11 protein-coding genes are annotated in these 12,533 nt (G+C 58.0%); 7 read left to right on the top strand and 4 right to left on the bottom strand.

The window, feature by feature from the left end:
• Nucleotides 1-194: 194 nt before the first annotated feature.
• The 4 genes from BLW70_RS28295 to map all read right to left on the bottom strand — a co-directional run bounded on the left by BLW70_RS28295 (nucleotide 195) and on the right by map (nucleotide 6,043).
• Nucleotides 195-926, bottom strand: a complete 732-nt coding sequence (locus BLW70_RS28295) for a M12 family metallopeptidase (protein ID WP_074879710.1) — start codon at nucleotides 924-926, stop codon at nucleotides 195-197.
• Between the two features lie 155 nt (nucleotides 927-1,081).
• Nucleotides 1,082-2,281: a succinyldiaminopimelate transaminase gene (gene dapC, locus BLW70_RS28290; protein WP_074879707.1), complete on the bottom strand. Its 1,200-nt coding sequence runs from the start codon at nucleotides 2,279-2,281 to the stop codon at nucleotides 1,082-1,084.
• A 231-nt stretch (nucleotides 2,282-2,512) separates the two neighbouring features.
• Nucleotides 2,513-5,215 carry a [protein-PII] uridylyltransferase gene (locus BLW70_RS28285; RefSeq protein WP_074879704.1) on the bottom strand — a complete coding sequence of 901 codons (2,703 nt, stop codon included), beginning with the start codon at nucleotides 5,213-5,215 and terminating at the stop codon, nucleotides 2,513-2,515.
• Nucleotides 5,216-5,260: 45 nt separating this feature from the next.
• The gene (gene map, locus BLW70_RS28280) at nucleotides 5,261-6,043 is read right to left on the bottom strand and encodes a type I methionyl aminopeptidase (RefSeq protein WP_074879701.1); all 783 of its coding nucleotides are present in this window, start codon (nucleotides 6,041-6,043) and stop codon (nucleotides 5,261-5,263) included.
• A 373-nt stretch (nucleotides 6,044-6,416) separates the two neighbouring features.
• Between map and rpsB the strand changes: the two genes are divergently transcribed.
• The 7 genes from rpsB to ispC all read left to right on the top strand — a co-directional run bounded on the left by rpsB (nucleotide 6,417) and on the right by ispC (nucleotide 12,480).
• Nucleotides 6,417-7,154, top strand: coding sequence for a 30S ribosomal protein S2 (rpsB, locus tag BLW70_RS28275; protein ID WP_003219330.1), 738 nt, complete (start codon nucleotides 6,417-6,419; stop codon nucleotides 7,152-7,154).
• Between the two features lie 192 nt (nucleotides 7,155-7,346).
• Nucleotides 7,347-8,210 (top strand): translation elongation factor Ts, encoded by an 864-nt coding sequence (gene tsf / locus BLW70_RS28270; protein WP_010462832.1) that lies wholly within the window; start codon nucleotides 7,347-7,349, stop codon nucleotides 8,208-8,210.
• Between the two features lie 210 nt (nucleotides 8,211-8,420).
• A complete protein-coding gene (gene pyrH / locus BLW70_RS28265; RefSeq protein ID WP_003172271.1) occupies nucleotides 8,421-9,164 on the top strand; it encodes a UMP kinase in 744 nt (247 codons plus the stop codon).
• Nucleotides 9,161-9,718: a ribosome recycling factor gene (frr, locus tag BLW70_RS28260; protein ID WP_074879698.1), complete on the top strand. Its 558-nt coding sequence runs from the start codon at nucleotides 9,161-9,163 to the stop codon at nucleotides 9,716-9,718. The genes pyrH and frr overlap by 4 nt, the downstream gene beginning before the upstream one ends.
• A gap of 13 nt (nucleotides 9,719-9,731) precedes the next feature.
• Nucleotides 9,732-10,487, top strand: a complete 756-nt coding sequence (gene uppS / locus BLW70_RS28255; RefSeq protein WP_074879695.1) for a polyprenyl diphosphate synthase — start codon at nucleotides 9,732-9,734, stop codon at nucleotides 10,485-10,487.
• A complete protein-coding gene (locus BLW70_RS28250) occupies nucleotides 10,487-11,293 on the top strand; it encodes a phosphatidate cytidylyltransferase (protein ID WP_074879693.1) in 807 nt (268 codons plus the stop codon). The genes uppS and BLW70_RS28250 overlap by 1 nt, the downstream gene beginning before the upstream one ends.
• The gene (ispC, locus tag BLW70_RS28245; protein WP_074879690.1) at nucleotides 11,290-12,480 is read left to right on the top strand and encodes a 1-deoxy-D-xylulose-5-phosphate reductoisomerase; all 1,191 of its coding nucleotides are present in this window, start codon (nucleotides 11,290-11,292) and stop codon (nucleotides 12,478-12,480) included. The genes BLW70_RS28250 and ispC overlap by 4 nt, the downstream gene beginning before the upstream one ends.
• The last annotated feature ends 53 nt before the right edge of the window (nucleotides 12,481-12,533 follow it).

Below are 12,533 nucleotides of genomic sequence, written 5' to 3'. Positions count from 1 at the left end.
CTTCAGTGCTATCGATTGGCTTGGAGAATGCGCTCAGGACATTGCCGGAGTGACGGTGCAGCATTTGGAAGGGACAAGCGCAGACGTCATCACCCGCTGGTGATGACGTCTGCGAGAGGTGTCTCGGAAGAACCGGATTTAGATGAGGACAATCTTGGGGTGAGGCTCACTCGACTTGATGGACCGCTTGACTGTTAACGTTTGGGATAAAGCAACTTCATGAGTTTTTTATCTTTTTTACTGATCTTTCGGTTGATAGGTAACTCCCAATCGCCCTCTGTCAGTGTGTTAGCGACTGGGTGGTGCATGATCGACTTTCTGTCGTAAGGCGTATAAATCGCTTCGATTGTATTGAAGGGTTGAAAGAGGTTTCTATCGACTTGCTCTTTGGTCAGTGGATTCATTTCCCGATTCTGGTAGAACTCATACACCTTCGGTTTATCCCAGGGAATGTTGGCCTCCGGGTGTTGGTGTTCATGCATCGCGCCTAAAGCATGCCCAAACTCATGAGTCACGATTACTTCAAAATCTTCATGTTCAGGTTCGACCCCCAGGTTCATGGTGGGCCAGTCTGGATGGATCAATAACGCGTCAGTGCCCAGCATTGAGCTGTTGTCGTTGTTTTTGGTTGCGATCCGGATATCACCGTCGAGCCCTTCAACGAAATCGAAGCTCAGATTGATATGGGGCAGCCATTGGCGTGCTGCTTTGATGATCTTCTGTTTGTGTTCATCATCGGGGCCGTCGATAAACGCGATCTTGAGCGTGCGTCCGTTTGCCCACAGCTTTGAGTAATTGATTAGAGAGCGCTTGCGACGAGTACCGCCGCCGGTACCGGCATTCTCTGGGTTCTCGTTGATGGCGGCTTCATAGGCTTGTTGATCGTCGGGCCATTGGATAAGGGTGCAGTCTTCAATACTGTTCATTGGCTACTTCTTCCTTGAAGTGAGTGGGGTGAATACGCGCTAATGCGCTGCTTGAGAGTAAGGGGGCTCTGCAGTTCGGTGAGTTTTAATTTCGGGGGAAGTGTTACCGGTTATAAATGTGTGCCCGCACTGCGTTGCACAGTGCGGGCGGGAGATTACTTGTTACGGGTAATGAACGCGCGAATTCGTTCTGCGGCTTCTATGCATTCGGCCAACGGCGCGACTAACGCCATGCGTACACGACCAGCGCCCGGATTTGCACCGTCGACGTCACGGGACAGATAAGACCCTGGCACGACGGTCACATGCTCTTCGACAAACAGGTCGCGGCAAAACGCTTCGTCATCACCGTCAACACTTGGCCACAAGTAAAAGCCGCCGTCCGGGCGCTGCACATCCATGACCGGGCTGAGAATTTCCAGCACCGCGTCATACTTTTCGCGATACAACGCACGGTTGGCGCGCACGTGCACTTCGTCATTCCATGCGGCAACGCTGGCCAGTTGGGTCTGAACCGGCATCGCGCAACCGTGGTAGGTGCGGTACAGCAGGAAGCCTTTGAGAATGTCGGCATCACCGGCCACAAAACCCGAGCGCAGGCCTGGAAGGTTGGAACGCTTGGACAGGCTGTGGAACACCACGCAACGCTTGAAGTCCTGGCGGCCCAGTTCCACGCAAGCGCTGAGCAATCCGGCCGGCGGGGTTTGTTCATCGAAGTAAAGTTCGCTGTAGCACTCGTCGGCGGCGATCACGAAGTCGTATTCGTCGGCCAGGGCGATCAGCTTTTTCAGGGTTGCAACCGGGATCAATGCGCCGGTCGGGTTGCCCGGTGAGCACAGGAACAGGATCTGGCAGCGTTTCCAGATGTCCGGTGAAACCGCATCGAAATCCGGATTGAAGCCGTTTTCGTCCAGGCACGGCAGGTAATGCGGCTTGGCCCCGGCCAGGAACGCGGCGCCCTCGTAGATTTGATAGAACGGGTTCGGGCTGACCACCAGCGCATCGTCGCCACGGTTGACCACGGTCTGGGTGAACGCGAACAACGCTTCACGAGTGCCATTGACCGGCAGCACATTGCGCGCCGGGTCGAGCCAGCCGAGCGGAACGCTGAAACGACGTTCGCACCACGCGGCGATGGCTTCGCGCAGGGCCGGAATGCCGAGGGTGGTCGGGTACACGGCCATCTTGTCCAGATTGCTTGCCAGGGCTTCGGCGACAAAGCTTGGCGAGCTGTGTTTCGGCTCACCAATGGACAGCGCAATGGCACGCTTGTCCGGGTTTGGCGTGACGCTGCCGAGCAGGGCGCGGAGCTTCTCGAACGGGTAAGGCTGCAACTGGTTCAAAGCGTTGTTCATGGGGGCCTCGTTCAATGTGGGAGGGCTAGTCTGGTGTTGGGGGCTTGTGTGGTGAGGGGGCTTGCCCCCGTTCGGCTGCGCAGCAGTCGTAAAACCTTTGTATGCGGTGTGTCTGATACATCGCGATGCAGGTTTTGGGGCCGCTTCGCAGCCCAACGGGGGCGAGCCCCCTCGCCACAACAAGCCCCTCTCCACTGGAAGTCCATTCCCACAGGGGGAAATTTTGTTAATTCAGATACTGAGACGCGACAGTTTGATTTCTGATTCCTGATTGACAGTCAGCTGTTCCACGATCGCGTCTTGCAAGCGGCTGCACAGCAATGGATCGGACAACGGCTGGTTGTTCGCATCGGTGATGAAGAACACGTCTTCCACGCGCTCGCCCAAGGTGGCGATCTTGGCGTTCTGCAGCGACAAATCGAACTCCAGAAAGATCGTGCCGATGCGTGCGAGCAGGCCCGGGCGATCGGGCGCGCTGAGCTCCAGCACGGTCACCGGACGCTGGGCGTCGTTGTGGATCGTCACCTGTGGCGCAAACGCGAAATGCTTGAGCTGGCGCGGTACCCGACGCTGAATGATGGTCGGGTAGTCGTCCGGGTTGCGCAGGGCTTCGGTCAGGCCGTCGCGAATCTGTTTGACCCGCGCCGGGTTATCACCGATCGAGTCGCCGTCGGTGTCGAGCACGATGTAGGTGTCGAGGGTGAACTGGCTGCTGGAGGTGATGACCCGGGCGTCGTGAATGTTCAGGTTGAGCTGGTCCATCGCGGCCACGGTCACGGCGAAGAAGTCGTGCTGATCCGGCGCATAGATGAAGATCTGCGTGCCGCCTTCGAACTCGCGCTGGGTGGTTTCCTTGATCAGCACCAGCGGACCGCCGTCGGCTGGCTGCTGGAGGATCGCGTCGCTGTGCCAGGCCACGTCGCCAGCGGTGTGACGCAGGAAGTAGTCATCGCCCAATTGCGCCCACAGTTGCTCGACGTCGTCCGGATCGGTGCCGCCGCGTACCAGAATGTCCAGCGCTGCGCTTTGGGTCTGGCGAATCTGCTCTTCGCGGTCCACCGGGTTTTCCAGGCCGCGACGCAAGGCGCGCTTGGTCTCGGTGTAGAGCTGGCGCAACAGGCTGGCGCGCCAGGAATTCCACAGCGTCGGATTGGTGGCGTTGATGTCGGCGACCGTCAGCACGTACAGATAATCGAGGTGGGTTTCGTCGCCGACGATCTGCGCAAAATCGTGGATGACCTGCGGGTCGGACAGGTCCTTGCGCTGGGCGGTGGTCGACATCAGCAAATGGTTCTGCACCAGCCAGACGATCAGGCGGCTGTCCCACACGGGCAATTGGTGGCGCTGGCAAAAGGCTTCGGCATCCACGGCGCCGATTTCCGAGTGATCACCATGCCGGCCCTTGCCGATGTCGTGGTACAGGCCGGCCAGGTAGATCAGCTCGGGTTTGGGCAATTTGCCCATGAGCTTGCTGGCCAGCGGGAATTTTTCCGACACCTGGGTGTACTGCAACTTACGCAGATGTTTGATCAGGTTCAGGGTGTGAGCATCGACCGTATAGATGTGAAACAGGTCGTGCTGCATCTGCCCGACGATAAAACCGAATTCCGGCAAGTAGCGCCCGAGGATGCCGTAACGGTTCATCCGGCGCAGGTTGCGATGGATGCCGATCTTGCACTTGAACAGCTCGATGAACAGGCTGGTATTGCGGATGTCGTTGCGGAAATCATCGTCGATCAGGTGACGGTTTTCTCGCAGCAAACGAATGGTGTCGGCGCGCACGCCTTTGATTTCCGGCTGCTGGGCCATCAGTACGAAGATTTCCAGCATGGCGAACGGTGTACGACGGAACACGTTGTCGTTGCGCGCCTCGATGTATCCGTCGTGCAGCTGGAATCGCGAGTTGATCGGCTGCGGCGGCGCTTCATCTTCCGGCGCGAGGATGACTTCCTCGAAGTGCTGGATGATCAGGTCGCTGAGCTGGGCAATGCTCATGACCACCCGGTAATACTGCTGCATGAAGTTTTCGATGGCTTGCTTGGCGTCATCACCTTTGAATCCCAGCAGCCCGGCAATGGTGCGCTGGTGATCAAACAGCAAGCGGTCTTCGGAACGGCCGGCGAGCATGTGCAGGGCGTAACGAACCTTCCACAGGAATTCCTGGGAGGAGGCCAGCAGCGCGTTTTCGCTCTCGACCAGGAACCCTTCGCCGGCCAGGGCCCGCAGGTTCAGGGTGCCGTATTCACGACGGGCCACCCACAGAATCGTCTGAATATCCCGTAGGCCGCCGGGCGAGCCTTTGACGTTGGGTTCCAGGTTGTATTCGGTGTCGTTGTACTTGTGGTGACGGGCCTTTTGCTCGGCGCGTTTGGCCAGGAAGAATTCCTTGCTCGGCCACATGTGCGCGGTGCTGGTCACGTCCAGCATGCGTTGGCGCAAGCGCTCGGGGCCGCAGATGGTGCGGCTTTCCATCAGGTTGGTGACGACCGTCAGGTCGGCGCGGGCCTCTTGGACGCATTCGTCAACGGAGCGAACGCTCTGGCCCACTTCAAGGCCGATGTCCCACAACAGCGTCAGAAAACGCTCGATGGAATCTCGGAAAACTTCGTGATCTGCGCTGTCCAGCAGGATCAGCAGATCGATGTCGGAATAAGGGTGCAACTCCCCGCGACCGTAGCCGCCGACCGCGACCAGCGCGATGTCGGCGTCTTCGCTCCAATCGAACTGCTCCCAGGCCTTTTGCAGGATGTTATCGACGAACCAGGCGCGATCCTCGATCAACCGGCGAATGTCGCGGCCGCTGCGAAAACGCTCGTCGAGCACCTCGCGGGCCTGGCGAATCGCTTTCTTGAAGGCTGCGATCGGGCTTGCCTTCAGGGCCAGTTCAGCCTGGAACTGGCCACGGTCGAAGAGTTCTGGATCCACCTGCGGCATCGATTGGCTTTCCTGTCTATAAGGCTGTGGAACTGCGCGCCCGGATCAGGCCGAAACGCGCGGGATGGTGTCGTCGGCGCGCAGGGTGAAGATCTCATAACCGGTTTCGGTTACCAGCAGGGTGTGTTCCCACTGTGCCGACAGCTTGCGGTCCTTGGTGATCGCGGTCCAGCCGTCGCCCAAAACCTTGGTGTCGGCCTTGCCCTGGTTGATCATCGGCTCGATGGTGAACGTCATGCCCGCTTTCAGCTCCATGCCGGTGCCCGCGCGGCCGTAGTGCAGGATCTGCGGCTCTTCGTGGAATACCTTGCCGATGCCGTGACCGCAGAATTCGCGAACCACGGAAAAACCGTTCTTTTCCGCGTGCTTCTGGATCACTTCACCGATGTCGCCCAGGCGGCAGCCGGGTTTGACGATTTCGATGGCCTTGTACATGCATTCCTGGGTCACTTGCGACAGGCGTTCGGCCCAGACCGGTACGGTACCGACATGGAACATGCGGCTGGTGTCGCCGTGGTAGCCGTCCTTGATGACGGTGACGTCGATGTTCAGCGTGTCGCCATCCTTCAGCGGCTTCTCGTTCGGGATGCCGTGGCAGACCACATGGTTGATCGAGGTGCAGATCGACTTCGGGAAGCCTTTGTAGTTGAGCGGGGCAGGGATGGCTTTCTGCTCATTGACGATATAGTCGTGGCAGATGCGGTCCAGTTCTTCAGTTGTAACGCCCGGCTTGACATGTTCGGCAATCATTTCCAGCACATCGGCGGCCAGTTTGCCGGCGATGCGCATTTTTGCGATGTCCTCTGGGGTTTTGAGGGTGACGGTCATACAGGCTCTCTCTGCGCTCGATGGCGCCTTCTAAAACGAAATGGGCGTTGCGCGATCGATCTTCGCGGCCCTGAAAAACGCGATTCTAACAGACGAGCAGCGCAAATCTGAGCCTCTGTGCATCGCTTCTCCTTATAGAATGGCGCATTCTTTGAGGATTCCAAGGGCCAGAACCAAAGCACGCGCCGGGATTTAACAATCCGGGTTCCGTTTTTTTCTGCCTTGTGATATAAAATGCGCCGCTTTCCGGGGATCCCCTGAAAAGCCTAAATCCACACACGTGTCGACACGATGACCTGGGTGCCTTCAGCTGATGCTGCTGGTTGGTCATTGGGATACGTGGAGGCCAAACCCGACTTATTAAGGAACTATCATGTCCCAAGTCAACATGCGCGATATGCTGAAGGCCGGTGTGCACTTCGGTCACCAGACCCGTTACTGGAACCCGAAAATGGGTAAGTACATTTTCGGCGCGCGTAACAAGATCCACATCATCAACCTTGAAAAAACCCTGCCAATGTTCAACGAAGCTCTGACTTTCGTAGAACGCCTGGCCCAGGGCAAAAACAAGATTCTGTTCGTCGGCACCAAGCGTTCCGCTGGCAAGATCGTTGCTGAAGAAGCAGCACGTTGCGGTTCGCCGTACGTCGATCACCGCTGGTTGGGCGGCATGCTGACCAACTTCAAAACCATCCGTGCTTCCATCAAGCGTCTGCGTGACCTTGAAGTGCAAGCCGAAGACGGTACTTTCGCCAAGCTGACCAAGAAAGAAGCGCTGATGCGCACTCGCGATCTTGAGAAGCTCGATCGTTCCCTGGGTGGTATCAAGGACATGGGCGGTCTGCCAGACGCACTGTTCGTTATCGACGTTGATCACGAGCGCATCGCGATCACCGAAGCCAACAAGCTGGGCATCCCGGTTATCGGCGTAGTCGATACCAACAGCAGCCCGGAAGGCGTTGACTACATCATCCCAGGCAACGATGACGCAATCCGCGCTATCCAGCTGTACATGGGTTCGATGGCTGACGCTGTAATCCGCGGTCGCAACCACGTTGCTGGCGGCACCGAGCAGTTCGTTGAAGAAGCTCCGGTAGCAGCAGCTGAGTAATTGACGCCCAGGCGTTGACTCAGTAAGCAAAAAGGGGGCTTGGCCCCCTTTTTGCCACCTCGAAAACCGTTTGTCGGCAGCGCAGTTACAGCCTTTGTAAGCTGCAGCAGTCAGCAAGGGTGGTTCGGGAAGAATTGATCGCCCGTTCGATCGGGTGGAATGGTTGAAAACCTATCCAAGAGGAATTTTGAAATGGCAGAGATTACTGCAGCGTTGGTCAAAGAACTGCGCGAGCGTACTGGCGAAGGCATGATGGACTGCAAAAAGGCCTTGACCAAGGCTGGCGGCGACATCGAAAAAGCCATTGATGACATGCGTGCTTCGGGCGCCATCAAGGCTGCCAAGAAAGCTGGCAACGTTGCCGCTGAAGGCGCGATCGCTCTGAAAGAAGACGGTAAAACCGCCGTTCTGCTGGAAGTGAACTCGCAGACCGACTTCCTGGCCCTGCAGGACGACTTCAAGGCATTTGTTGCCAGCAGCGTTGAAAAAGCGTTCGCTGACAAACTGACTGACGTCGCTCCGCTGATCGAAGCTCAAGAAGCTGATCGCCTGGTTCTGGTCGGCAAGGTTGGCGAAAACGTCAACATCCGTCGCCTGGCTCGCGTTGAAGGTGATGTTGTTGGTGGTTACCTGCACGGCAACAAGATCGGTGTTGCGGTTGTTCTTAAAGGCGGCACCGTTGAGCTGGCCAAAGACATCGCTATGCACGTAGCGGCCACCAACCCTGAATTCCTGCTGCCATCGGAAGTTTCCGCTGAAGCGGTCGAGCGCGAGAAAGGCGTGTTCCTGACCCTCAACGCTGACAAGATCGCTGGCAAGCCAGAAAACATCGTTGAAAACATGGTCAAAGGCCGTATCAGCAAGTTCCTGGCTGAAGCGAGCCTGGTTGAGCAGGCGTTCGTCAAGAACCCTGAAATCAAGGTTGGCGAACTGGCCAAGAAAGCCGGTGCTGAAATCGTTTCTTTCACCTACTTCAAAGTAGGCGAAGGCATCGAGAAGCCGGTCGACAACTTCGCTGAAGAAGTTGCTGCCCAGCTGGCTGCCGCCAAGCAATAAGACGGTTTTTTAACTGTCGCCCTGAAGAGGCTGCCCGCTCACGCGCGCAGCCTCTTTTCAGATGGGGCACCAATTTTTAATTGGTTTCCCTTTGGAACTGGCTTACAAAGCCATGTTCCGATGGCGCTGAAGCAGCGCCAAGTTAGAGTGAACGCCAGCTGTAAACAGCTCGCAAAGAATTTTTAAAATACGCCGCAGGAGAGATTCGCAATGGCTCAGCAGGGCAGTGGTTATCAGGCTCGCTATAAACGCATTCTACTCAAGCTTAGCGGCGAGGCCCTGATGGGCTCGGAAGAGTTCGGGATCGATCCGAAAGTTCTGGATCGCATGGCGCTGGAAGTCGGCCAACTGGTCGGCATCGGCGTTCAGGTCGGTCTGGTGATCGGCGGCGGTAACCTGTTCCGCGGTGCAGCGCTGAGCGCGGCCGGCATGGATCGGGTCACCGGTGACCACATGGGCATGCTGGCCACTGTGATGAACGCCCTGGCCATGCGCGATGCGCTGGAACGTGCCAATATCTCGGCCATCGTGATGTCGGCCATTTCCATGGTTGGCGTAACCGATCACTATGATCGCCGCAAAGCCATGCGCCACTTGAACGCCAAGGAAGTCGTGATTTTCGCGGCCGGTACCGGCAATCCGTTCTTCACCACGGATTCGGCAGCGTGCTTGCGTGCGATCGAAATCGATGCCGATGTCGTGCTCAAGGCGACCAAGGTCGATGGCGTCTATACCGCTGACCCATTCAAAGACCCGCATGCCGAGAAGTTCGATCATCTGACTTACGATGAAGTGCTGGATCGCAAGCTGGGGGTGATGGATCTGACCGCCATTTGCCTGTGCCGCGACCACAAGATGCCGTTGCGCGTATTTAACATGAACAAGCCCGGCGCCCTGCTGAATATCGTGCATGGCGGCGCTGAAGGGACCCTGATCGAGGAAGGCCAACAATGATCAATGAAATCAAGAAAGACGCTCAAGAGCGCATGAAAAAATCCGTCGAGTCGCTGATGCACAACTTCGGCCGTATTCGTACTGGCCAGGCGCACCCAAGCATTCTGGAAGGCGTGATGGTGCCGTATTACGGCTCCGACACCCCGATCAAGCAGGTCGCGAACATCACCGTCAAAGATGCGCGTACCCTGCAAGTCGTTGCCTTTGAGCGCAATATGCTAGGTGCCGTCGACAAAGCCATCGGCAGCGCGGGTCTGAACCTCAACCCAACCAACCTGGGTGAATTGCTGCTGATCTCCATGCCGGCCCTGACCGAAGAAACCCGCAAGGGCTTCACCAAGCAGGCTCGCGATGTCGCTGAAGATGCTCGTGTTGCGGTGCGCAACATCCGTCGTGATGCGAACAGCCAGCTCAAGGATCTGGTCAAGGAAAAGGAAATCAGCGAAGACGAAGAGCGTCGCGCCACTGGCGAGATCGATGATCTGACCAAAAAATACGTGGCTGAAATCGACGCGAATCTGGCGCAGAAAGAAAAAGACCTGATGGCCGTATAAGGGTCACGTTTTAATGGATAAGACAAAGCAGACTGCGCCGTCCGCGGTGCCGCGCCATGTCGCGATCATCATGGATGGTAATAATCGCTGGGCGAAAAAACGCTTTATGCCGGGTGTCGCCGGTCATAAAGCGGGCGTGGATGCGGTTCGTGCGGTAATCGAGGTGTGCGCCGAGGCCGGGGTCGAAGTATTGACCCTGTTCGCCTTCTCCAGCGAGAACTGGCAGCGCCCGGCCGACGAGGTCAGCGCCTTGATGGATCTGTTCTTCAAGGCATTGCGTCGCGAGGCCAAGCGCCTGAACGAGAACAACATCAGTTTGCGCATCATTGGCGATCGTTCGCGCTTTCACCCAGAGCTTCAGGCAGCCATGCGTGAAGCCGAGGCAATGACGGCGGGCGCCAATCGCTTCGTCCTGCAGATCGCTGCCAACTATGGTGGGCAGTGGGATATCGCGCAGGCCGCACAACGTCTGGCTCGGGAAGTTCAGGCCGGGCACCTGCGTCCGGAAGACATTACCCCGGAACTGTTGCAAACCTGTCTGGCTACCGGCGATTTACCGTTGCCGGACTTGTGCATCCGTACCGGTGGCGAGCACCGCATCAGTAACTTCCTGCTGTGGCAACTGGCATACGCCGAGTTGTACTTCTCCGACCTGTTCTGGCCGGACTTCAAACACGATGCCATGCGTACCGCGCTGGCCGATTTTGCTTCTCGGCAGCGCCGCTTCGGTAAAACGAGCGAGCAGGTCGAGGCTGGAGCCCGGGTTTAATGCTTAAACAACGAATCATCACCGCGCTGATCCTGCTGCCGATTGCCTTGGGTGGGTTTTTCCTGCTCGAAGGCACCGGTTTTGCGCTGTTCATCGGGCTGGTCGTGACCCTCGGTGCATGGGAGTGGGCTCGCCTGGCGGGTTTCACTGAACAGCCGGCCCGCGTTGCCTATGCGGCTGTGGTCGCGTTGATGCTGTTTGTCATGCATGTCGTGCCTGGGCTCGCGCCTTGGGTATTAGGTGCTTCGGTGCTGTGGTGGGGCGTTGCAACCTATCTGGTGCTGACGTATCCGCGCTCCAGCGAACTTTGGTCCAGTGCTGCCTGCAAACTGATGATCGGTCTGCTGATCCTGCTGCCGGCCTGGCAAGGCCTGGTCCAGATCAAGCAGGAGCCTTTGGGCAACTGGTTGATCATGGCGGTGATGGTGCTGGTCTGGGGTGCTGATATCGGTGCCTATTTCTCTGGCCGGGCTTTTGGCAAGCGCAAGCTGGCGCCACAGGTCAGTCCCGGCAAAAGCTGGGAGGGCGTCTACGGCGGCCTCGCGGTGAGTCTGGTCATTACTGTCATTGTCGGACTGGTTCGGGACTGGACGGTGGCGCAGCTGTTCAAAGGTCTGATCGGTGCAGCCATCATCGTGTTTATCTCTGTAGTAGGTGACCTCACCGAAAGCATGTTCAAGCGTCAGTCCGGGATCAAGGACAGCAGTAATCTGCTTCCCGGGCACGGCGGCGTGCTGGACCGTATCGACAGCCTGACGGCAGCGATTCCAGTGTTCGCCGTGCTGCTGTGGATGGCGGCACCGTGAGCCGCCCGCAGCAGATTACCGTCCTGGGGGCGACCGGTTCGATTGGTCTGAGCACGCTTGACGTCATCGCTCGTCATCCCGAGCGTTATCAGGTTTTCGCCTTGAGCGGCTTCACCCGGCTGAACGAGCTGTTGGCGCTGTGCGTTCGTCATGCGCCGCGGTTCGCCGTGGTGCCTGAGGCGGGTGCTGCCCGAGGCTTGCAGGACGAATTGCGTGCCGCAGGTCTGTCGACTCGCGTGCTGGTGGGTGAAGAGGGCCTGTGTCAGGTTGCTTCCGACCCTGAGGTCGATGCGGTCATGGCGGCCATCGTTGGCGCTGCGGGCTTGCGACCGACTCTGGCGGCGGTCGAAGCCGGCAAGAAAATCCTCCTGGCCAACAAAGAAGCGCTTGTGATGTCCGGTGCGCTGTTCATGCAGGCGGTGCGCAAGAGTGGTTCGGTGTTGCTGCCGATCGATAGCGAGCACAACGCGATTTTCCAGTGCATGCCTCAGGATTTCGCTCGTGGGCTGGGTGCCGTCGGGGTGCGTCGGATTTTACTCACGGCCTCTGGCGGTCCGTTCCGACAGACACCTATGGCTGAACTGGTGCATGTTTCCCCTGAGCAGGCGTGTGCTCATCCGAACTGGTCCATGGGGCGCAAGATTTCGGTGGATTCGGCCAGCATGATGAACAAGGGGCTGGAGTTGATCGAAGCCTGCTGGCTGTTTGATGCCAAGCCGTCCCAGGTCGAAGTGGTGATTCATCCTCAGAGCGTGATTCATTCGCTGGTCGATTACATCGACGGTTCGGTATTGGCCCAGTTAGGTAACCCTGACATGCGCACGCCGATTGCCAACGCGCTGGCCTGGCCGGAGCGAATCGATTCGGGTGTTGCGCCGCTGGACCTGTTTGCAATTGCGCGGCTGGACTTCCAGGCGCCTGACGAAGAGCGATTCCCGTGTCTGCGCCTCGCACGTCAGGCGGCCGAAGCCGGCAACAGCGCGCCGGCCATGCTGAACGCGGCGAATGAAGTGGCGGTCGCGGCCTTTCTCGACGGGCGGGTTCGCTACCCGGAAATCGCGAGTATCATCGAAGAGGTGTTGAACATCGAGCCCGTGGTTGCGGTTGGCGATCTCGAGGCAGTGTTCACGGCCGACGCGAAAGCGCGAGTACTGGCCGAACAATGGTTGAGTCGTCACGGGCGGTAAATGCTGCAATACGTTGACCCATGCGGCACTGGACAGGATTGCGGAGAAAGTAG

This window comes from Pseudomonas frederiksbergensis, from assembly GCF_900105495.1.
Taxonomy (GTDB): domain Bacteria; phylum Pseudomonadota; class Gammaproteobacteria; order Pseudomonadales; family Pseudomonadaceae; genus Aquipseudomonas; species Aquipseudomonas frederiksbergensis.
This window is presented reverse-complemented; position numbering and strand designations above follow the sequence as displayed.